General features: G+C 73.5%; 16 protein-coding genes. 11 read left to right on the forward strand and 5 right to left on the reverse strand.

All coding sequences use genetic code 11. The annotated features are described in order from the left end of the window. Positions 1-11: 11 nt before the first annotated feature. Together AB0F13_RS20120 and AB0F13_RS20125 are read right to left on the reverse strand one after the other, a co-directional pair. On the reverse strand, positions 12-1,523 hold the full coding sequence (locus AB0F13_RS20120; protein ID WP_362083753.1) for an NADH-ubiquinone oxidoreductase-F iron-sulfur binding region domain-containing protein: 1,512 nt from the start codon (positions 1,521-1,523) through the stop codon (positions 12-14). Next, on the reverse strand, positions 1,520-2,218 hold the full coding sequence (locus AB0F13_RS20125; RefSeq protein WP_362083756.1) for a hypothetical protein: 699 nt from the start codon (positions 2,216-2,218) through the stop codon (positions 1,520-1,522). The genes AB0F13_RS20120 and AB0F13_RS20125 overlap by 4 nt, the downstream gene beginning before the upstream one ends. A gap of 321 nt (positions 2,219-2,539) precedes the next feature. Between AB0F13_RS20125 and leuS the strand changes: the two genes are divergently transcribed. The 6 genes from leuS to AB0F13_RS20155 all read left to right on the forward strand — a co-directional run bounded on the left by leuS (position 2,540) and on the right by AB0F13_RS20155 (position 11,481). Beyond that, positions 2,540-5,389, forward strand: coding sequence for a leucine--tRNA ligase (leuS, locus tag AB0F13_RS20130; RefSeq protein WP_362083758.1), 2,850 nt, complete (start codon positions 2,540-2,542; stop codon positions 5,387-5,389). Between the two features lie 162 nt (positions 5,390-5,551). Further along, positions 5,552-6,307: a hypothetical protein gene (locus tag AB0F13_RS20135; RefSeq protein WP_362083761.1), complete on the forward strand. Its 756-nt coding sequence runs from the start codon at positions 5,552-5,554 to the stop codon at positions 6,305-6,307. Positions 6,308-6,376: 69 nt separating this feature from the next. Continuing rightward, a complete protein-coding gene (locus tag AB0F13_RS20140; RefSeq protein ID WP_362083764.1) occupies positions 6,377-7,222 on the forward strand; it encodes a DegV family protein in 846 nt (281 codons plus the stop codon). A 109-nt stretch (positions 7,223-7,331) separates the two neighbouring features. Continuing rightward, positions 7,332-8,153, forward strand: coding sequence for a ComEA family DNA-binding protein (locus AB0F13_RS20145; protein WP_362083767.1), 822 nt, complete (start codon positions 7,332-7,334; stop codon positions 8,151-8,153). Further along, positions 8,150-10,930: a ComEC/Rec2 family competence protein gene (locus tag AB0F13_RS20150; protein WP_362083770.1), complete on the forward strand. Its 2,781-nt coding sequence runs from the start codon at positions 8,150-8,152 to the stop codon at positions 10,928-10,930. The genes AB0F13_RS20145 and AB0F13_RS20150 overlap by 4 nt, the downstream gene beginning before the upstream one ends. Next, on the forward strand, positions 10,819-11,481 hold the full coding sequence (locus AB0F13_RS20155) for an arylamine N-acetyltransferase (RefSeq protein WP_362084000.1): 663 nt from the start codon (positions 10,819-10,821) through the stop codon (positions 11,479-11,481). Before AB0F13_RS20150 ends, AB0F13_RS20155 begins: the two co-directional genes overlap by 112 nt. 1 nt (position 11,482) lies before the next feature. On the opposite strand, the gene AB0F13_RS20160 is transcribed toward AB0F13_RS20155, so the two are convergent. Next, positions 11,483-11,710, reverse strand: coding sequence for a hypothetical protein (locus tag AB0F13_RS20160; RefSeq protein WP_362084003.1), 228 nt, complete (start codon positions 11,708-11,710; stop codon positions 11,483-11,485). A gap of 120 nt (positions 11,711-11,830) precedes the next feature. Here AB0F13_RS20160 and holA point away from each other — a divergent pair, with 120 nt between their 5' ends. After that, positions 11,831-12,817, forward strand: coding sequence for a DNA polymerase III subunit delta (gene holA / locus AB0F13_RS20165; RefSeq protein ID WP_362083773.1), 987 nt, complete (start codon positions 11,831-11,833; stop codon positions 12,815-12,817). A 299-nt stretch (positions 12,818-13,116) separates the two neighbouring features. Here holA and rpsT read toward each other — a convergent pair whose 3' ends face one another. Beyond that, positions 13,117-13,383, reverse strand: a complete 267-nt coding sequence (gene rpsT, locus AB0F13_RS20170) for a 30S ribosomal protein S20 (RefSeq protein ID WP_362083776.1) — start codon at positions 13,381-13,383, stop codon at positions 13,117-13,119. Positions 13,384-13,590: 207 nt separating this feature from the next. Between rpsT and lepA the strand changes: the two genes are divergently transcribed. The 4 genes from lepA (at position 13,591) to hemW (ending at position 20,937) form a co-directional block, all read left to right on the forward strand. Continuing rightward, entirely contained in the window at positions 13,591-15,471 is a 1,881-nt protein-coding gene (gene lepA / locus AB0F13_RS20175) for a translation elongation factor 4 (protein WP_362083779.1), read from the forward strand. A 209-nt stretch (positions 15,472-15,680) separates the two neighbouring features. Then, a complete protein-coding gene (locus AB0F13_RS20180; protein ID WP_362083782.1) occupies positions 15,681-17,570 on the forward strand; it encodes a long-chain fatty acid--CoA ligase in 1,890 nt (629 codons plus the stop codon). A gap of 277 nt (positions 17,571-17,847) precedes the next feature. Continuing rightward, entirely contained in the window at positions 17,848-19,677 is a 1,830-nt protein-coding gene (locus AB0F13_RS20185) for an ATP-binding SpoIIE family protein phosphatase (protein ID WP_362084006.1), read from the forward strand. A gap of 27 nt (positions 19,678-19,704) precedes the next feature. Continuing rightward, positions 19,705-20,937 carry a radical SAM family heme chaperone HemW gene (hemW, locus tag AB0F13_RS20190; protein ID WP_362083785.1) on the forward strand — a complete coding sequence of 411 codons (1,233 nt, stop codon included), beginning with the start codon at positions 19,705-19,707 and terminating at the stop codon, positions 20,935-20,937. A 132-nt stretch (positions 20,938-21,069) separates the two neighbouring features. Here hemW and AB0F13_RS20195 read toward each other — a convergent pair whose 3' ends face one another. Then, complete coding sequence (locus tag AB0F13_RS20195; RefSeq protein ID WP_362083788.1) at positions 21,070-21,906, reverse strand: DUF3097 domain-containing protein; 837 nt, start codon at positions 21,904-21,906, stop codon at positions 21,070-21,072. Between the last annotated feature and the right edge of the window lie 22 nt (positions 21,907-21,928).

Here is a 21,928-nt window from a genome sequence, read left to right on the forward strand (position 1 = left end):
TCCGGTCCGGGTCACTGATTCCGGTCAAGGCGCAGCGCCAGCGCGGGACAGCGGCGTACGGCCCGCTGTGCGCGCCCCCGAAGATGCCCGGGCACGCCCGCGTCGGCGAGCACGGGATAGCCGTCCGGGCCGATCCGCAGGAGCTCGGGCAGCAGGTCCGCGCACAGCCCGTGCCCCTCGCACAGCGTCCAGTCCACCCCGAGCCGCTCCGCCCGCCCGTCCCCCGGCTCCGCGCCGGACGCGGTGGGCAGCGGTAACATCCCGGCCGTGCGGCGCCCGCAGCCGCTGCCCAGGACGTGCGCGGCCAGATCGTCCGTGAACGCGGTCAGAGCGCTCAGCACGAAGCGTGCCGCCCCGTCCGGATGCCCGCACGCCCCCCGGCCGCGTACGGCCCCCGCGGCCTCCCGTACGGCTTCCAGGGCGCCGCGCCCGCCGCCGGCCACCACATCCGCCAGCGCGCCCGCCAGGGACGGCAGGCCCAGCCGGCAGGGACCGCACTGCCCGGCCGACTCGGCCGCCAGCCAGTGCGCCACCCGGACCGCCTCGCCCAGCGGGCAGGTGTCCTCGGGCAGCGGCAGCACCGCGCCCGCGCCCAGGCTCGCGCCGCACGCCGCGAGGGCGTCCCGCGAGAGGACCGCCCCGGCCGCCGTCTGCGCGTCCAGCCAGGCGCCGTGGTACCCGCCGACCAGCACCCCCTGCGGCGCCGGCCCGGCACCGCACTGCGTGAGGACGTACCGCAGCGCCACCCCGCCCGGCGCCTCCACCACGCGCGGGCCCGGGACCGCGCCGGAGACGGTGAGCAGGATGGTGCCGGGCTCGGCCGGAGTGCCGGTCGTGGCGTAGCGGGCAGCGCCCAGGCGGGCGGCGAGGGCCAGTTGGGCGAAGGTCTCGGTGTTGGAGAGCAGCGTCGGCAGTCCGCCCAGGCCCTGCTCGCAGGCGCGCGGGTGCCGGCCGGGCGGGAGCGCGGGGCCGCCGTCGGCGGCGCGCAACAGGGCGGACGACTCGCCGGAGACCATGCGCTCGGGCAGGCGTACGACCCGGGCGCGTACCGCTCGTCCGCGCCGGTCGGCCAGGCCGCGCTCGGCGAGCGCCTCCCGCACGGATGCCTCCGTGCCGGGCTGTGTCACCCCGACCACCAGCGTGCGGGCGCCGAGCGCCTCGGCGGCCAGCAGGGCGCCGTCCAGCACCAGGTGCGGGGCGCGTTCGATCAGCACGGCGTCCTTGCGGCACGCGGGCTCGCCCTCGCACCCGTTGATCACCACCGCCGCCCCCACCCCGCGCCGCCGTGCCGCGCGGCCCACCGCGGCCAGCTTCCGCGCGAAGGGGAAGCCCGCGCCGCCGCGCCCGCGCAGGGCGACCGCCTGCGCGAGGCGGGTCAGCTCGTCCTCGGCCAGGCGCGGAGCCGAGCCGTGGACGGCCAGGTGGGCCCGGCGGTCCAGCCGCCCGGCTTCCCGGAAACCGGCCGTCAGGCGGGGCAGCCCGAGCGTGAGGACGTCCGGCAGCCCGTGCGAGGTGCCGTTCATGCCCGCCGCCCGGGCACCAGTCCGGCCCGCCCCGCGCCGGAGGAACGGGGTTCCGGGCGGGGTTCCGGTGCCGGGGCGGGGCGGGTCAGGGGTTGCCCTCCGGCCCCTCCGGCCACGTGGGCGCCCCCCGCGCGCCGGCGCGGCGGTAACGGCAGCGGCCCCAGCCGCCTGCGCAGCCGCAGCCGCAGGATCAGCGCTGCCGCCACCGCCGCGAGGCAGAGCGCGTAGCAGGCGGTCACCCAACCCGCCGGAGTGCGCCCCGCCTTGAGCCCGTGCACGAGGGCGGCGCACCAGGCGGCGTACGCGCACCCGTGCAGCGCGCGCCAGCGGTGGGCGGCGCGTCCGCGCCCGGCGAAGGTGCTGCGCAGGACGCCGGTCGCCGCGGCGAGCACCATCAGGTACCCCGCCAGCGAACCCAGCCCGATCAGGGCGCGGTGCCCCCGGACGCCGGAGGCGAACGGCAGCAGGGCGGAGGCTGCCGGGGCGTGCGCCTCGGTGACCTTGACGGTCACGTGCACGAGGAGGAAGCCGAGGGCGCACACGGCGGTCGCCCGGTGCACGGCCTGGGCGAGCAGCCGGCCGCGTGGGCCGAGGACCAGCCGGTCGGTGGCGATGAGCCCCCAGACGACGGTCGAGGTGAGCGAGACCAGGGCGAGCACGCCCGCGGTCCGGTCCAGGAAGCGGGGGAGGTCCATGCCCCGCCACGCTAGGCAGCGGCCCGTGGGCGGGGCCGCGCTTCGCGCAACCCCGGTGGGCGGCGGCGTACCGCTGCTAACGTCTGCAGGGCCCTTGCCTCGGTGCGGTACCTTCGGCCGCTGCGGTAACCTGACCCCATGCGTGCCGTACGCCTCCTGCTTAGCGAGCCGCGCTGATCAGCACCGACCGGTGACTTCCGGTCGGCATCGGCGCGGCGTCCCCTCCTGTGCGAGGGGCTTTTTCATTTCCCGGGTCCTCCCGGGAGGACCGGAATTTCGCAGCCGCAGGCAGAGACGACGATCGATGGAGCTTTGAGGACGATGAGCGAGACCCCCACCGCCGCCGAAGTGGCCGCCCCGCACCGCTACACGGCCGCGCTGGCCGCTGACATCGAGGCACGCTGGCAGGACTTCTGGGACGCGGACGGCACGTACGCCGCGCCCAACCCCAGCGGAGAGCTGGCGGGCGACGCCGCCGTCGTCGCCCGGCCGAAGAAGTTCATCATGGACATGTTCCCGTACCCCTCGGGCGCGGGCCTGCACGTCGGCCACCCGCTCGGCTACATCGCCACCGACGTCTACGCGCGCTACCACCGCATGACGGGCCACAACGTCCTGCACACCCTCGGCTTCGACGCCTTCGGCCTGCCCGCCGAGCAGTACGCGGTGCAGACCGGCACCCACCCGCGGGTCTCCACCGAGGCCAACATGGACAACATGAAGGCGCAGCTGCGCCGGCTGGGCCTGGGCCACGACAAGCGCCGGTCGTTCGCGACGATCGACCCGGAGTACTACAAGTGGACGCAGTGGATCTTCCTGCAGATCTTCAACTCCTGGTACGACGAGGACGCGAAGAAGGCCCGGCCGATCGCTGAGCTGGTGGCGCAGTTCGAGAGCGGTCGGCGAGAGGTCGCGGGAACGCGCGCGTGGAGCGAGCTGAGCGCCGCCGAGCGCGCCGACGTCCTGGGCACCTACCGCCTGGCGTACGCCTCCGACGCGCCCGTGAACTGGTGCCCCGGCCTGGGCACCGTGCTGGCCAACGAGGAGGTCACCTCCGACGGCCGCTCCGAGCGCGGCAACTTCCCCGTCTTCAAGTCCAAGCTGCGCCAGTGGAACATGCGGATCACGGCCTACGCGGACCGCCTGATCGACGACCTGGACGCCCTGGACTGGCCCGAGGCCATCAAGCTGCAGCAGCGCAACTGGATCGGCCGCAGCGAGGGCGCCCGCGTCGACTTCCGGGTCGCGGACGGCGCCGAGGCGAAGATCACCGTCTTCACCACGCGCCCCGACACCCTGTTCGGCGCCACCTACATGGTGCTGGCCCCCGAGCACGACCTGATCGACGCCATCGTCCCCGCCGAGTGGCCCGAGGGCACCAAGGACGTGTGGACCGGCGGTGCGAGCACCCCGGCCGCCGCGGTCGACGCCTACCGCAAGCAGGCGCAGTCCAAGACCGACGTCGAGCGCCAGACCGAGGGCAAGGACAAGACCGGCGTCTTCACCGGCGCGTACGCCCTCAACCCGCTGACCGGCGAGAGCGTTCCCGTCTTCGTCGCCGACTACGTCCTGATGGGCTACGGCACCGGCGCGATCATGGCCGTCCCGGGCCAGGACGAGCGCGACTGGGAGTTCGCCACCGCCTTCGAGCTGCCCATCGTCCGCACCGTCCAGCCGCCCGAGGGCTGGGAGGGCGAGGCGTACGGCGGCCAGGGCCCGGCGATCAACTCCGCCAACGACGAGATCGACCTCAACGGCCTGCAGGTCGACGAGGCCAAGCGGACGGTCATCGCCCACCTGTCCGAGCGCGGCATCGGCGAAGGCACCGTCAACTTCCGCCTGCGCGACTGGCTGTTCAGCCGCCAGCGCTACTGGGGCGAGCCCTTCCCGATCGTCTACGACGAGGACGGCGTTGCCCACGCGCTGCCGGAGTCGATGCTCCCGCTGGAGCTGCCCGAGGTCGAGGACTACTCGCCGCGCACCTTCGAGCCGGACGACGCCGACACCTCGCCCGAGACCCCGCTGTCCCGCAACGAGGACTGGGTCGACGTGGAGCTCGACCTCGGCGACGGCGTCAAGCGCTACCGCCGCGAGACCAACACCATGCCCAACTGGGCCGGTTCCTGCTGGTACGAGCTGCGCTACCTGGACCCGCACAACAGTGAGCGCCTGGTCTCCGCCGACGCCGAGCAGTACTGGATGGGCCCGCGCGAGGGCCAGCCGCACGGCGGCGTCGACCTGTACGTCGGCGGCGCCGAGCACGCCGTGCTGCACCTGCTGTACGCCCGCTTCTGGTCCAAGGTCCTCTTCGACCTGGGCCACATCTCCTCGGCCGAGCCGTTCCACAAGCTCTACAACCAGGGCATGATCCAGGCCTACGTCTACCGTGACAGCCGGGGCATCGCCGTCCCGGCCGCCGAGGTGGAGGAGCGCGACGGCGCGTACTACTACCAGGGCGAGAAGGTCAGCCGGCTGCTCGGCAAGATGGGCAAGTCCCTGAAGAACGCCGTCACGCCGGACGAGATCTGCTCCGAGTACGGTGCCGACACGCTGCGCCTGTACGAGATGGCGATGGGCCCCCTGGACGTCTCCCGCCCCTGGGACACGCGCGCCGTCGTCGGCCAGTACCGGCTGCTGCAGCGCCTGTGGCGCAATGTGGTGGACGAGAACACCGGCGAGGTCACGGTCGTCGACGCCCAGCCCGACGAGGCGACGCTGCGTGCCCTGCACAAGGCCGTCGACGGCGTCTCCCAGGACATGGCGAACCTGCGCTTCAACACCGCCATCGCCAAGGTGACCGAGCTGAACAACTTCGTCACCAAGCTCCGCGAGGTCCCGCGGTCCGTCGCCGAGCAGCTGGTGCTGCTGGTCGCGCCGCTGGCCCCGCACATCACCGAGGAGCTGTGGCGCAAGCTCGGCCACACCGACTCGGTCGTGCACCGGGACTTCCCCGTCGCCGACCCGGCCTATCTGGTCGACGAGGCGGTGACCTGCGTCGTGCAGATCAAGGGCAAGGTCAAGGCCCGTCTGGAGGTCGCCCCGGCGATCTCCGAGGAGGAGCTGGAGAAGGTGGCCCTGGCCGACCCGGCGGTCGTCGCCGCGCTGGGCGGCGCCGGCATCCGCAAGGTGATCGTCCGGGCGCCGAAGCTGGTCAACATCGTCCCCGCGTAACGGGCCTTCGCCCCGGCACCACGGGGTAGGGGTTTGTCCCTACGGGCAGGTTGGGGGTTCCTCCGGAACCCTCGGCCTGCCCGTAGCGTTTACGGTGGAAGGGGCGGGGAGGGACCCTGCCGCCGAGGTGCCGGGGCCGCTGTGCCCCGTGGAGGAGCGCATATGGAAGCCGCCGCCGCGATCGTCGCCGTGATCTTCGCGCTCCTCGTCGCGTTCGCGGTGATCGCCGCGGTCAAGGCGGTACGGGCGGTCAAGCGCGGCGTGGACCGCACGGTCACCCAGGCGCGGCGCACAGTGGAGGACACCCGCCTCAAGGCCCGGCAGTACACCCAGCCGGGCGCCGGGGGCGAGGTCGCGCAGCTGCGGCTGTCGCTGCGCACGTCGATGCGCGCCACCCAGGAGGTCCTGAGGACCGGCCTGGCGGACGACCCGTCCCTCTCGGAGTCCCTGGCCCTCTTCGAGCGGCTCAGCGCGCACGGCCGCGAGATCGAGGAGGACCTCCGCAAGCTGGAGACCGAGCCGGACAGGGACCGGGTCGCCGCGCGCCTGCCGGAGCTGCGGGAGCGCACGGAGCGCGTCACGCACGCGGCGGACTCCCTGCGGTGGGCGGCACAGGACCGGGCCGGGCAGTTCGCGGAGGACGACCTGACGGCGCTGAGCGAACAGATCCGGATGGAGACGGGCGCGCTGCGGCACTGGGAGACGGAGCCGCCGGCCGGGACTTCGGGCGCGGCCGGGAGGTCCGGGACTCCAGGAGCTGAAGAGGCTTCAGGTGCCGCTGGTGCGGACGCGTCGGTGAAGGCCGGGTCCGCGGCCGCCGCCGAGGAGGCGGAGCGGCCCGCGATCAGCGGAGGCGACGGCCGTTGGCGGGCAGGGTACTCCTGGCAGAAGGCCAAGCGTCCGGAAAGCACGGCGTGAGAGCCGTGACGGACGGGTAGACGAGGCTCGTACTGCCGTCGGGGCGGCCCGGGAGGTAACCTCCCGTGCATGTCCCGCCATGTCGCGATCATCACCGATTCAACGGCCTACCTGCCGCGGCAGGAGATGGAGCGGCACCGGATCACCGCCGTACCGCTGACGGTCGTCCTGGGCGGCGAGGCGCTGGAGGAGGGCACCGGGATCTCGGCCCGGGCGCTGGCCCAGGCCCTGCAGAAGCGCAAGCCGGTGACCACCTCCCGCCCGGGCCCCGAGGTCTTCGCCGCCGCCTACCGCGCCGCCGCCGAGGCCGGTGCCGAGGGCATCGTCTCCCTGCACCTGTCCGCGGAGCTGTCCGGTACGTACGACGCCGCGGTGCTCGCGGCCCGTGAGGCGCCCGTGCCGGTCCGGGCCGTGGACACCGGCATGGTCGCCATGGCCCTGGGCTTCTGCGCGCTGGCCGCCGCGGAGACGGCGCGGGCCGGCGGCACCCTGGACGAGGTGGTGGCCGCCGCCGAGAAGCGCGCGCAGGGCACGGCCGCCTACTTCTACGTCGACACCCTCGACTACCTGCGGCGCGGCGGCCGCATCGGCGCCGCGCAGGCGCTGCTGGGCTCGGCGCTCGCCGTCAAGCCGCTGCTGCAGCTGGAGGACGGCCGCATCGAGCTGCGCGAGAAGGTCCGCACGGCGTCCAAGGCGATCGCCCGCCTTGAGGAGATCGCCGTCGAGCGGGCCGGCGCCGCACCCGTCGACGTCGCGGTCCACCACCTGGCCGCCCCCGACCGGGCCGCCCTGCTCGCGGAGCGACTGCGGGAACGGGTGCCGGGTCTGGTGGACCTGCACGTGAGCGAGGTCGGGGCGGTCATCGGGGCACACACGGGACCGGGGCTGCTGGGCGTCGTGATCTCCCCGAAGTAGGCGTGCTGCTCACCTGATGGGGTGACGGAGTTTTCCACAACGGGCGGGTTGTCCACGGAAATCCGGCCGCCTCGGCAGGGTACCGCGAACACGTCTACGGTCACATGCCATGACTATTCGATCACAGGCTGTGAACGCCGCCGGGGTTCCGGCTCTCGCCCAGGACTTCGCCTCGCTGCGGGGCAGGGTCCCGGTGTCCCCGGCGCCCAATGCCCCGCCCGTTGCGGGGCGTTGGTGGAGCGCCGTGCGCGAGCGGTTGCCGGTGTGGGTGCAACTGCGGTGCGGGATCGAGCCGAGGACGCTTGCCGCGCTCGCCGTGGTGCTGGTGGCGGCGGTCGCCTTCGCGGCGTACCACTTCTGGGCGGCGAGACCGCAGACGGTACGGCCACCGGTGCGCGAGGGGCCGGGGGCCGCGGCGGCGCCGGTGCCCGGGCCCGCGCCGGCCCCGAGTGCGGCTCCCACCGCCATGGCCGGGGCGAGCGCGCGAGGCGTGGTGGTGGACGTGTCGGGCAAGGTGCGGCGTCCCGGCCTGCAGCAGTTGCCGCCCGGTTCGCGCGTCGCCGACGCCCTGGAGGCGGCCGGCGGAGCCCGCCCGGGTGCCGACACGACGGGCCTCAACCGGGCGAGGCTGCTCACCGACGGAGAACAGATCGTGGTGGGCGCCACGGGGGCCGCGGTGCCGGGCCCGGGTCCGGCACCGGGTGGCAACGGGCCCGGCGGTGGCGTGAGCGCGCCGGGCGGACCGGTCAGCCTCAACTCGGCGACGCTGGAACAGCTCGACGCCCTGCCCGGCGTCGGCCCGGTCCTCGCCCAGCACATCGTCGACTACCGCACCAGGCACGGCGGCTTCCGCTCCGTCACCGACCTCCGCCACGTCAACGGCATCGGCGCGCGCCGCTTCACCGACCTCAAGCCCCTGGTCCAGCCATGAGGCAGGAGCAGCGGGGAGCCCTCGGCGCGGCGGACGCGCCGCCGCCCGGCGAGGCCGAGGGACGCCCGGAAGGCACGGCGGACCTGCGGCTGACCGTGCCCGCGCTCGCCGCGTGGGCCGCCGCGGCGATCGCCCTGACGGCGGACGGCAGGAGCGTGGCCCTGGCCTGCGCCGGAGCTGTGGCCCTGACCTATGTGCTGCTCGCCGCCGCGCGCAGGGCCCCGGGGCACGGCGGCGCAGGGCCCCGGGGGCACGGGGCCCGGGCCGGGGCGGCGGTCACGGTGGCTGCCGCGCTGCTCGGTGCCTGCGCCGGTGCGGCGGCCGGCGCGCTGGCGGGCGCCGAAACGCGCCGCGGGCCCCTGCCGGAGCTGGCGCGCCAGTACGGGCAGGCCGCCATCGAGGTGACGGTCACCGGCGACCCGCGGGCGGTGCGGCCGCACGTGCGCGGATCGGCCCGCACCGCGCCCGCTGTCGTGCTGGAGGCGGAGGCGACCCGCGTCATCACCGCGCAAGGGACGACCAGGGTCCGTACGCCGGTCCTGCTGATTGCCCGTCAGTCCTGGCTGGGGCTGCTGCCGTCCACCCGGCTGAGGGCCGAGGGCCGGCTCGCTCCGCCGTCGCGGGACGGGGACCGCATCGCGGCCGTCATGCGGGTCGACGGGCAGGCGCCGCCCCAGGTCGTCGGCGGGCCATCCGCGCTCCAGCGTGCGGCGGGCCGGCTGCGCGCGGGCCTGCGGGCCGCCACGGACGGGCTGGACCCGGACGCCCGGGCACTGCTGCCGGGGCTGGTCGTGGGGGACACCTCCCGCGTTCCCGCGGATCTCGACGAGGCCTTCACGGCCACGGATCTGACGCACCTTCTGGCCGTCTCGGGGGGCAACTTCACCGTCCTTCTCGTTCTCCTCATCGGGCCGCCCCACCTCGCCTCCCGCGCCGAGCGGCGGGGGCTCGCCGCACGGCTCGGCATCCCGCTGCGGCTGACCGCGGTGCTCGGTGGCGGCCTCGCACTGGGGTTCGTGGTCGTGTGCCGGCCCGAGCCGAGCGTGCTGCGGGCCGCCGTGTGCGGCCTCATCACCCTGCTGGCGCTCGGCACGGGCCGCCGCCGCAGCCTGCTGCCCGCGCTCGCGGCGGCCGTACTCCTGCTCGTGCTCTACGACCCGTGGCTCGCCCGGAGTTACGGTTTCCTGCTCTCCGTCCTGGCCACCGGCGCCCTCCTGACCCTCGCCCCGCGCTGGAGCGCGGCTCTGCGGCGGCGCGGCGTGCCTGCACGGGTAGCGGAGGCCCTCGCGGCGGCCGGGGCGGCGCAAGCGGTGTGCGCGCCGGTGATCGCCGTGCTGGCGGCCCGGGTCAGCCTGGTGGCGGTGCCGTGCAACCTCCTCGCCGAGCCCGCGGTCGCCCCCGCCACCGTCCTGGGCTTCGCCGCACTCGCCACCGCCCCCGTGGCACTGCCCCTCGCCAAGGCCTTCGCCTGGACGGCTGCATGGCCCGCGTCCTGGATTGCCTCCGTGGCCCGCACGGGCGCCGGCCTGCCGGGTGCGGAGTGCGACTGGCCGGGGGCCCTGGCCGGCGGGCTGCTCCTGGCCGTGATCACGACGGTCGCCGTGTTCGCCGCCCGGCCCGTACTCCGCCGCCCCTGGGCCTGCGCGGCCTGCGCCCTGCTCCTGCTGCTGGCCGTCGTCCGCCCGGTACCGCTGACGCGGGCCGTCACGGGCTGGCCGCCGCCCGGCTGGCGGCTGGTCGCGTGCGACGTCGGCCAGGGAGACGCGCTGGCGCTGGCCGCCGGACCGCGCACCGCCGTGGTCGTGGACGCCGGCCCCGAGCCGCGGGCGGTCGACCGCTGCCTGCAGGAGCTGGGCGTCGACAGGGTGCCGCTCCTGCTGCTGAGCCACTTCCACGCCGACCACGTGGACGGCCTTCCCGGTGTGCTGCGCGGCCGGGCGGTCGGGATGATCGAGACGACCGCCCTCGCCGAGCCGGCGGGGCAGGCCGCGTTCGTGCGCCGGGAGGCGGAGCGCGCCCGGGTGCCGGTCGTCGAGGCCGTCCCAGGGGAGCGGCGGCATCTGGGCGAGCTGTCCTGGGAGGTGCTGTGGCCGCCGCCCGCCGGGACGTCCGCAGTTGCCGAGGACGGGCCCAATGACGCCAGCGTGGCGCTCCTCGTCCGTACCGGAGGCCTCACCCTCATGCTGCTCGGCGACCTCGAACCACCCGCCCAGCAGGAACTGTGGGAAAGCCACCCCGGCCTGCGCGCGGTGGACGTCCTGAAGGTCGCCCACCACGGCTCCGCCCACCAGGACCCGCACCTGACGCGTGGCCTGCGCCCCCGCCTGGCCCTGATCTCCGCCGGAGCCGGCAACCCCTACGGCCACCCGGCCGCCCGCACGGTCGCCGCACTCCAGGCGCAGGGCGCGGCCGTGCTGCGCACCGACACCGACGGCCCGATCGCGGTGACCCGGACCATGACGGCCGTCACAGGGGGCCACAGACGTAGGTCCGTGGCCCGATGCCACAGCCGCCCCACCTGCGGCATAACTGATCCATGGACTCCACTGGCATCGACGCCTACCTCCGCCGCATCAGCGCCACCCGCCCGGCCGCCCCCGACACGGCCGCGCTCGGGGACCTGCACTTCCGCCATCTCGTCGCGGTGCCGTTCGAGAATCTGTCCATTCATCTCGGGGAAGACGTCGTGCTCGACGGCCGGGCTCTCGTGGACAAGGTCCTGCGGGGACGCGGCGGCTTCTGCTACGAGCTCAACGGCGCGTTCGCACAGCTGCTGACCGCGCTCGGCTACCGGGTGAGCCTGCTGGCGGGACGGGTGAAGGGCCCGGACGGCACGTTCGGGATCCCCTTCGACCACCTGGCGCTGGGCGTGCAGACGGCCGACGGGAGCGGGCCCTTCCTGGTGGACATCGGGTTCGGCCGCAACAGCCACTACCCGCTGCGGCTCACCGAGCGAGGCGACCAGCAGGACGGCGCCGGGGTGTTCCGGATCGCCGGGACGGAGGGAGGAGACCTGGACGTCATCAAGGACGGTGAGGTGCAGTACCGCCTGGAGCAGCGCCCCCGGGAGCTGGCCGACTTCGAGAGCGGCTCCTGGTGGCACCGGACCTCGCCGAAGTCACCGTTCACCCAGTCGCTGATCTGCTCCCGGCTGACCCCCGCCGGCGGCAGGGTCACCCTCAGCGGCCGGACGCTTGTGACCACCGGCCCCGACGGCCGCACGGAGCGGACGCTGGCCGGGGCCGAGGTGCTGACCGCCTACCGGGAGCACTTCGGCATGGCCCTGGACCGGGTCCCCGAGCTGCGCGAGGCGGCCCCGGCCGGCTGAGTCATCCCACCTCGAGCCAGCCGTCGTACTCCTCGGCGAGTACACGCAGCGCCGCGGTGTCCAGCCGGCCGTCCGGGTCCTCCAGGACCACGAGCCACTGGGCGTCCTCGGCGTCGTCCTCACCGGCGAGCGCCTCGCGGACGATCTGGGGCTCCTCGTTCAGCCCGAAGCGCTCACCGGCCTCGTCCGCGGCCTCCCCGGCGGCGTCGCGGTCGGGGAGCACCAGCAGGTGCCGTACGGGTTCGGGAGGACCGGAAAAGGAGAAAGCGCTGCTCACCCGCACATTGTGCGGCATGGGGTCCGGGCGGTGGCGAGGGGAGTGTCACTGGCGCATGGGATGCTGGACGCGATGGCCAGGAAGACTGCAACCGACGACCTGCTCGCCCCCGTCACGCTCGCCGTGGGCCAGGAGGATCTCCTCCTCGACCGCGCCGTGCAGGAGGTGGTGGCGGCCGCCCGCGCCGCCGACGCGGACACCGACGTGCGTGACCTCACGTCCGACGCGCTCCAGCCCGGCACGCTGGCCCAGCTGACCAGCCCGTCGCTGTTCGCCGAGCGCAAGGTCGTGATCGTCCGCAACGCCCAGGACCTGTCCGCGGACACGGTCAAGGACGTGAAGGGCTACCTCGCCTCGCCCGCCGAGGAGATCACGCTCGTTCTGCTGCACGCCGGCGGAGCCAAGGGCAAGGGGCTGCTGGACGCCGCCCGCAAGGCCGGGGCCCGCGAGGTGGCCTGCCCGAAGATGACCAAGCCGGCCGACCGCCTGGCGTTCGTGCGCTCGGAGTTCCGGGCGACCGGCCGCTCGGCGACGCCGGAGGCGTGCCAGGCCCTGGTGGACGCGATCGGCAGTGACCTGCGCGAGCTGGCGAGCGCCTGCGCCCAGCTCGTCGCCGACATCGAGGGCACCATCGACGAGTCCGTCGTCGCCCGTTACTACACGGGTCGTGCGGAGGCCTCCAGCTTCACCGTCGCCGACCGTGCGGTGGAGGGCCGGGCGGCGGAGGCCCTGGAGGCCCTGCGCTGGGCCATGGCCATCGGTGTCGCCCCCGTGCTCATCACCAGCGCCCTCGCCCAGGGCGTGCGCTCGATCGGCAAGCTGGCCTCCGCTCCCCGTGGCGCCCGCCCCGGCGACCTGGCCCGTGAGCTGGGCATGCCGCCGTGGAAGATCGACCGGGTGCGGCAGCAGATGCGCGGCTGGACCGCGGACGGGGTGGCCGTCGCGCTCACCGCCGTCGCGGAGGCGGACGCGGGGGTCAAGGGCGGCGGTGACGATCCGGAGTACGCGTTGGAGAAGGCCGTGGTCGCCGTGGCCCGGGCGGCCCGCAGCCGCTCCTGAGGGCGCCCCGGTCCCCCCGAAATGAGCCCGTCCGGCGATGGCGGACGGGGCTCCTGGGCGCAGTCCTGAAAACCGGGCGCAGTCCCGAAGACCGGGCACAGTCCCGAAAACCGAAGAGGCCCCGCACCCGCCCTGGGGAAGGGCAGGCGCGGGGCCTCCTGGATCGTTCAGCGAGCCCTGAGGCTCATGCCGCACCCGCGTGGCGAACGACCGAGTGCGGCGGGGTGCCGGTCCGGAGCGGTAGAGGGGCCGCTGGATCCGTGCCGGCGAAGGAACCGGAGCTCACGCCCCGGAAGACTTCAGCCCTTGAGGGCGGCAGCCTGCTGGGCCAGCGAAGACTTCTTGTTGGCGGCAGCGTTCTTGTGCAGGACACCCTTGCTGGCGGCCTTGTCGAGCTTCTTGCCGGCCAGGGCGACGGCGGCGGTTGCCTTCTCGACGTCGCCGGTGGCCAGGGCCTCGCGGGCCGCACGGACAGCGGTCTTGACCGAGGACTTGACGGCCTTGTTACGCAGGCGCGCCTTCTCGTTGGTCTTGTTCCGCTTCATCTGGGACTTGATGTTCGCCACGAAAGAGCCTTTTCAGGTTCGATTGAATTTCGATGAGTGCCGTTACGTGATAGAGGGCACGACAGGCACAGTGGGCCAGGTTACCAGTACGCCTTGCGGCCTCCCAAACCGGACCGGGGCCGCCGCGCATGGGACCATGGAGGAGTCGTATACCCGACTCCCGCCGAGACCAGCGTTCAAACGCCGAAGTCACCGAATGGATCCTGCGTGCCCGCGACCCCTACCAACGTGCCGGAGCCGAGCCGTACCGACCCGGCTCTGATCCGTAACTTCTGCATCATCGCGCACATCGACCATGGCAAGTCGACGCTCGCCGACCGGATGCTTCAGCTGACCGGTGTGGTCGACTCGCGGCAGATGCGTGCGCAGTACCTCGACCGCATGGACATCGAGCGAGAGCGCGGCATCACGATCAAGTCCCAGGCCGTGCGTCTGCCCTGGGCGCCCACCGACGCTGCGTCCGATGCGAAGACCGTGGGCAACACCCACATCCTCAACATGATCGACACGCCGGGCCACGTCGACTTCACCTACGAGGTCTCGCGCTCCCTCGCCGCGTGCGAGGGCTGCATCCTCCTGGTGGACGCCGCCCAGGGCATCGAGGCCCAGACCCTCGCCAACCTGTACCTGGCGATGGAGAACGACCTCACGATCATCCCGGTCCTCAACAAGATCGACCTGCCGGCCGCCCAGCCGGAGAAGTTCGCCGCCGAGCTGGCCAACCTCGTCGGCTGCGAGCCCGAGGACGTGCTGCGGGTCTCCGCCAAGAGCGGCGTCGGCGTCCCCGAGCTGCTGAACAAGGTCATCCGCGAGGTCCCGCCCCCGGTCGGCGTCAAGGACGCCCCCGCCCGCGCGATGATCTTCGACTCGGTCTACGACTCCTACCGTGGCGTGGTCACGTACGTCAGGGTCATCGACGGCGAGCTGAAGAAGCGCGAGCGCATCAAGATGATGTCGACCGGCGCCACCCACGAGCTGCTGGAGATCGGCGTCTCCTCGCCGGAGATGACGCCCTCCGACGGCCTGGGCGTCGGCGAGGTGGGCTACATCATCACCGGTGTGAAGGACGTCCGGCAGTCCAAGGTCGGTGACACGATCACCTCCCTGCACAACGGCGCCACCGTCGCCCTGGGCGGCTACAAGGACCCCAAGCCGATGGTGTTCTCCGGCCTGTACCCGCTGGACGGCTCGGACTACCCGGAGCTGCGCGAGGCCCTGGACAAGCTCCAGCTCAACGACGCCGCGCTCGTCTACGAGCCGGAGACCTCGGCCGCCCTCGGCTTCGGCTTCCGCGTCGGCTTCCTCGGCCTGCTCCACCTGGACGTGGTCCGCGAGCGGCTGGAGCGCGAGTTCGGCCTCGACCTCATCGCCACCGCGCCCAACGTGGTCTACAACGTGCGGATGGAGGACGACACCGAGTACACCGTCACCAACCCGAGCGAGTTCCCCGAGGGCAAGATCGCCGAGGTGCACGAGCCGGTGGTCAAGGCGACCGTCCTCGCGCCCAACGAGTTCGTCGGCGCCATCATGGAGCTGTGCCAGTCCCGCCGCGGCTCGCTGCTGGGCATGGACTACCTCTCCGAGGACCGTGTCGAGCTGCGCTACACCCTCCCGCTCGCGGAGATCGTCTTCGACTTCTTCGACCAGCTCAAGTCCAAGACCCGCGGCTACGCCTCGCTCGACTACGAGCCCACCGGCGAGCAGACCGCCGACCTGGTCAAGGTCGACATCCTGCTGCACGGCGACAAGGTCGACGCGTTCTCGGCGATCACGCACAAGGACAAGGCCTACGCCTACGGTGTCCGGCTGGTGGCCAAGCTGCGCGAGCTCATCCCGAGGCAGAACTTCGAGGTGCCGATCCAGGCCGCCATCGGCTCCCGGGTCATCGCCCGCGAGACGGTCCGCGCCATCCGCAAGGACGTCCTCGCCAAGTGCTACGGCGGCGACATCTCCCGTAAGCGGAAGCTGCTGGAGAAGCAGAAGGAAGGCAAGAAGCGGATGAAGATGGTCGGCAGCGTGGAGGTCCCGCAGGAGGCCTTCATCGCGGTGCTGTCCAGCGACGAAAGCGGGGAGAAGGGCAAGAAGTAGCCCTGATCCGTCCCCGGGTCCTCCCTGCGGAGCCCGTGCCGTACGGCCTGCGAGGTGCCCGTTCCCGTCAGGGGGCGGGCACTTTTGCGCAGCGTCTGCGCATAAGCCGCCAGGGGCTCTTACGCGATGGCCCCTTCGGCTCTAGTCTGATCACTGCTTGGAAGGTTACTCGCGAGTCACCAGCAACGTAGCGGGCCCCGGAGGATGCCGTGACCGAGACACAGAGTTTGATCGAGAACCGGCCGCCGTCCGTGGCGACGCTGTTCCTCGAACGGGTCGAGGCCACGCCCGACGCGGAGGCCTACCGCTATCCGGTGCCGCCCGCGTCCGGCTCCGGCCCCGACGACTGGGCCTCGCTCAGCTGGCGCCAGGCCGCCGACCGCGTCTTCGCGATCGCCGCCGGATTCATCGACCTCGGCGTCCTCCCCGAACAGCGGATCGCGCTCTCCAGCGCCACCCGGCTGGAGTGGATCCTGGCGGACCTCGGCATCATGTGCGCCGGCGCCGCCACCACCCCCGTCTACCCCAGCACCAACGCCGACGAGACCGCCTTCATGCTCTCCGACGCAGAGTGCCGGGTCCTCATCGCCGAGGACGCCGCCCAGCTCGCCAAGGCGCGCCTGCGCCGCGCGGAGCTGCCCGCCCTCGCCCACGTCGTCGTCATCGACGCCGCCGACGCCACCCCCGCGGAGGGCGACCCGGAGGGCTGGGTGCTCTCCCTCGCTGACCTGGAGAAGCGCGGCGCCGCCCACCTCGAACAGCACCCCGACGCCGTCCGCGACCGCGTCGCAGCCCTGCGCTGCGACCAGCTCGCCACACTCATCTACACCTCCGGCACCACCGGCCGCCCCAAGGGCGTACGGCTGCGGCACGACGCCTGGTCGTACATGGCGCGCGCCATCGAGGCGACCGGGCTCTCGCGCCCCGACGACGTGCAGTACCTGTGGCTGCCGCTGGCGCACGTCTTCGGCAAGGTGCTGACCGCCGGCCAGATCAGCGTCGGGCACATCACCGCCGTCGACGGGCGGGTCGACAAGATAATCGAGAACCTTCCGGTCGTCCGGCCCACCTACATGGCCTCCGTGCCGCGCATCTTCGAGAAGGTCTACAACGGCGTCGCGGCCAAGGCCCGCGAAGGCGGCGGTGCCAAGTACCGGATCTTCCGCTGGGCCTCCGAGGTCGCCCGCGAGTACGCCAAGGTCTCCCAGGACAACTTCCGCCGCACCGGCAGCAAGACCGTGCCCCTCGGGCTCGCCGCCAGGCACCGCGTCGCCGACGCCCTCGTCTACGCCAAGATCCGCGAGGCCTTCGGCGGCCGGCTGCGCGCCTGCATCTCCGGCGCCTCCGCCCTCGCCCCCGACATCGGCTACTTCTTCTCCGGCGCCGGCATCCACATCCTGGAGGGCTACGGCCTCACCGAGACCAGCGCCGCCAGCCTCGTCAACCCCGGCGAGGCCTACCGCACGGGCACGGTCGGCAAGCCGCTGCCGGGCACGGAGGTCCGCATCGCCGACGACGGGGAGATCCTGCTGCGCAGCCCCGGCATCATGGAGAGCTACCACGGGCAGCCGGAGAAGACCGCCGAGGTGCTCGAATCCGACGGCTGGTTCCACACCGGCGACATCGGCGAGCTCTCCCCGGACGGCTACCTGCGCATCACCGACCGGAAGAAGGACCTGATCAAGACGTCGGCCGGCAAGTACGTCGCGCCCGCCGAGGTCGAGGGCCGCTTCAAGGCCGTATGCCCGTTCGTCTCCAACATCCTTGTGCACGGCGCCGACCGGAACTTCTGCACCGCCCTCATCGCCCTGGACGAACCGTCCATCATGGGCTGGGCCAAGGAGCGGGGCATGGAGGGCATGTCGTACGCGGAGGTGGTCGCCGCCAAGGAGACCCAGGAGCTCATCGAGGACTACGTCCGCAGGCTCAACGACGGGCTGCAGCGCTGGCAGACGGTCAAGAAGTTCCGGCTGCTGCCGCGCGACCTAGACGTCGAGCACGGCGAGCTGACACCCAGCCTCAAGCTCAAGCGGCCGGTCGTCGAGCGGGAGTACAAGGCCCTGATCGAGGAGATGTACGAGGGGTCCCGCGAGCACTGACCGCTGCTGCCGGACCAGCTGCCGGAACCACGGCCGCAGCAGGCGCGGCGGCCGCGGCCCGTGCCTCGGCGGGCGCGTCCCTGCCCGCCGGACCGCTCGCCGGACCACTCGTAAGGCTCACTTCCCCCACTCCTCGCCCCTGAGCGCGGACAGTCTGTCACTCTGTCCGTGGTGAACTCCGCACTATGCCGTAAGCGGTCAGGAGCGTCACGTGAGGACATCACCAACGTCCGGGAAGGACGGGCCGGTCGGATGCGCACCGGCCCGTGGGTCCCATGTGACGACCGGCTCCGGTAGCGCCGAAGGGCCGCCCACAGCCCGCACCAGCCTGCCCGGCGACGCCCGCGCGCCCTCGGCCGCCCGCCGGTTCGTACGGACCGTGCTCGCCGGCTGGAACGCCCACGCGATGGTCACCGACGATGCGACGCTGCTGGTCAGCGAGCTGGTCACCAACGCCGTGGTGCACGCCGGAACGTCCGTGGACCTGGAGTGCCGGCTCGATCCGGCGCGCGGCGGCAGCCTCGTCGTGGAGGTCACCGACCACCACCCCGCCCGTGAGTTCCGGGCCCGCCCGCGCCCCGCCACCGGTGACCGCGAGGGGCCCGCGCACGGCGGACAGGGGCTGCGGCTCGTCGCCGAACTGGCCGAGACCTGGGGCACGGCCTACCGGCGCACCGACAAGACGGTCTGGTTCCACCTGCCGGCGAGCCCGCTGCCCGAGAGCGACGGCGCCCTCTCCGAACAGGCCCTCCTGCGCGACCTGCGCGTCGCCCAGATCCTCGCCCCCGGCACGCGCCCCGAGCCGTCCGCCCGCCGCGCCGGCGACCGCAGCCACCACCGCGCCCTGTCCTTCCTCGCCGAGGCCTCCGAGCTGCTCGCCGGCCAGTTCGACGAGGACATGGTCGCCTCCCTCGCCGCCCAGCTCGCCGTGCCGCGCCTCGCCGACTGGTGCGCGATCTGGCTCGACGCCGAGAGCGCCCCCGGCGCGGTCCGCCCCGTTCCGCGCCTGGCCCGCGTCTGGCACGCCCGCGAGAGCCGCATCGAACCCCTCCGGCTCGCCCTGCAGCGCACCCCGCCCGCTCTCCCCGCCGCCGGCCACGCCGTCCCCTGGCCGCAGAGCCCGTACGGGTGCTGCGGGCCGGACGGCACGCACGTAACGGACGCGCCGCGGGAGAAGGACGCCCCGGCCGGCGCGGACGGCTCCGCGCTGGCCTGCCGGCTCGTCGCCGGCGGCCGGGGCATCGGCACCCTGCTGCTGGGCCGCAGCGCCCCGGCCGCCATGGCCGGCGACGTCGTCTCCCTCGTCGAGGACTTCGCCCGCCGCGTCGCCCAGGCCCTCGCCTCCGCCCGCCAGTACACGCACCAGGCCACCATCAGCCGCATCCTCCAGCGCGGACTGCTGCCACGCGGCGTCGCACAGATCCCCGGCGTCGACAAGGCCGTCGTCTACGAACCCAGGGGCGACGCCTCGGCGGGCGGCGACTTCTACGACGTGTTCGGCGTCGGCGGCGGCCGCTGGTGCTTCGCCCTCGGCGACGTCTGCGGCAGCGGCCCGGAGGCCGCCGTGACGACCGGGTTCGTCCGCCCCTGGCTGCGGCTCCTGGCCAAGGAGGGTTACGGCGTCGCCGACGTCCTCGACCGGCTCAACCGGCTCGTGTGCGAGGAGGCCGCGGAAGCGGCCGAGAGCGGGGCGGCGCCGCGCTTCCTGTCGCTGCTCTACGGCGAGCTCGTGCCGCAAGGCGACGGCGTGCGCTGCACCCTCGCCAGCGCCGGGCACCCGCTGCCGCTGCTCCTGCGCCCCGACGGCTCGGTGTGGCCCGCGGCCGCGCCGCAGACCCTGCTCGGTGTCGTCGAGGACGTCGGCTACCGCAGCGAGACCTTCGACCTGAGGCCCGGGGAGATCTTGCTGTGCGTCACGGACGGTGTCACCGAGCGCAAGTCCGGCAATAAGCTCTTCGATGACGGCGACGGTCTGGCCGCCGCCCTCGCGGGCTGCGCGGGCCTCACGGCCGAAGGTGTCGCCGGGCGGATCCGCCGCGCCGTACACGGCTTCTCCCGCACCCCGCCGGACGACGATCTCGCGCTGCTGGTGCTCCGGGCCGAGTAGTGCCCGCCATGCCGGACAATGGAACACATGCCTTCCGTACTGCCCGATGGTGAGCCCATGCCCGAGGACGGGGCACTGCCCCGCCACGCCCTCGACGGCTCCGGGCAGCGGCCCCTCGGCTTCTACCTGCACGTCCCGTACTGCGCCACCCGCTGCGGCTACTGCGACTTCAACACCTACACCGCTGGCGAGCTGCGCGGCTCCGGCGGTGCGCTCGCCTCCCGCGACAATTACGCCGACACCGTCGCCGAGGAGATCCGCCTCGCCCGCAAGGTGCTGGGCGACGACCCGCGCCCGGTGGAGACCGTCTTCGTGGGCGGTGGCACGCCCACGCTCCTGCCCGCCGCCGACCTCGGCCGGATGCTCGCCGCGATCCGCGACGAATTCGGGCTCGCGGACGGCGCCGAGGTCACCACCGAGGCCAACCCCGAATCCGTGGACCCGCGCTACCTGGAGGAACTGCGCGCCGCCGGCTTCAACCGCGTCTCCTTCGGCATGCAGAGCGCGCGCCAGCACGTCCTGAAGATCCTCGACCGTACGCACACCCCCGGCCGTCCCGAAGCATGCGTGGCCGAGGCCCGTGCGGCGGGCTTCGACCACGTCAACCTGGACCTGATCTACGGCACGCCGGGCGAGAGCGACGACGACTGGAGGGCGTCCCTGGACGCGGTCGTCGGCGCCGGCCCGGACCACGTGTCCGCCTACGCCCTGATCGTCGAGGAGGGCACGCAGCTCGCGCGCCGCATCCGGCGCGGCGAGGTGCCGATGACGGACGACGACGTCCACGCCGACCGCTACCTGATCGCCGACGAGACGCTCTCGGCCGCCGGCTTCGCCTGGTACGAGGTCTCCAACTGGGCCACCACCGAGGCCGGCCGCTGCCGCCACAACGAGCTGTACTGGCGCGGCGCCGACTGGTGGGGCGCCGGCCCGGGTGCCCACTCGCACGTGGGCGGCGTCCGGTGGTGGAACGTCAAGCACCCCGGCGCCTACGCCCAGGCCCTGAGCGAGGGCCGCTCACCGGGGGCCGGCCGCGAGGTCCTCGCGGACGAGGACCGCCGGGTGGAGCGGATCCTGCTGGAGCTGCGGCTGGTGGAGGGATGCCCGCTGTCACTGCTGAAGCCGGCGGGCGCGGCGGCGGCCGCGCGGGCGCTGGCGGACGGCTTGCTGCAGCGGGGCCCCTACGAGGAGGGGCGGGCGGTCCTGACCCTGCGAGGGCGGCTCCTGGCCGACGCGGTGGTACGGGACCTGGTGGACTGACCGGGGGCTCCGCCCCCGGACCCCCGGTCCTCCGCGCAGCAATCCAGCCCGTCCCGGCGCAACAATCCAGCCCGTCCGGCGTTTGAGGACAGGAAACGGTGAAAGGGCGGGGCGGGGAGAAAACCCACCCGGTCACCCCACCGGCACCGTCACGAAGTCGATCAGCTCCTCCACTCGCCCCAGAAGCTGCGGCTCCAGGTCCTTGTAGCTCCGCACGCCCGACAGGATCCGCTGCCAAGCGGCCCCCGTGTTCTCCGGCCACCCCAGCGCCCGGCACACCCCCGTCTTCCAGTCCTGCCCCCGCGGCACCCGAGGCCAGGCAGGGATGCCGACGGAGGACGGCTTCACGGCCTCCCACACGTCCACATACGGGTGGCCCACGACAAGGGTGTGCGGATCCGTCACCCCGGCCGCGATGCGTGACTCCTTCGTCCCCGGGACGAGGTGGTCCACCAGCACTCCCAGCCGCGCGTCCGGACCGGGGGCGAAGGACGAGACGATGGCCGGCAGGTCGTCGATGCCCTCCAGGTACTCCACGACGACGCCCTCGATGCGCAGGTCGTCACCCCACACGCGCTCCACGAGCTCCGCGTCGTGGCGCCCCTCGACATAGATGCGCCCGGCGCGTGCCACGCGTGCCCGCGCGCCCGGTACGGCGATGGACCCGGAGGCTGTGCGTGCGGGGCCCTGCGGGGCGTGGGGGGTGGCTGACGGGCGTACGAGGGTGACGACGCGCCCCTCAAGGAGGAAGCCGCGGGGCTCCATGGGGAAGACGCGGTGCTTGCCGAAGCGGTCCTCAAGGGTGACCGTGGGGCCCTGGGCCGTCTTCTCGCAGCGGATCACGGCGCCGCAGAAGCCCGTCGTGACCTCCTCCACCACGAGATCCGCTGCGGCCGGCACCTCGGGCGCGGGCGTGCTCCGCTTCCACGGGGGCGTCAGGTCGGGACCGTACTGTCTGCTGCTGCGCATGCGGGCAATTGTGGATCACGAG

The organism is Streptomyces sp. NPDC026206 (assembly GCF_040638465.1).
Classification (GTDB): Bacteria; Actinomycetota; Actinomycetes; order Streptomycetales; family Streptomycetaceae; genus Streptomyces.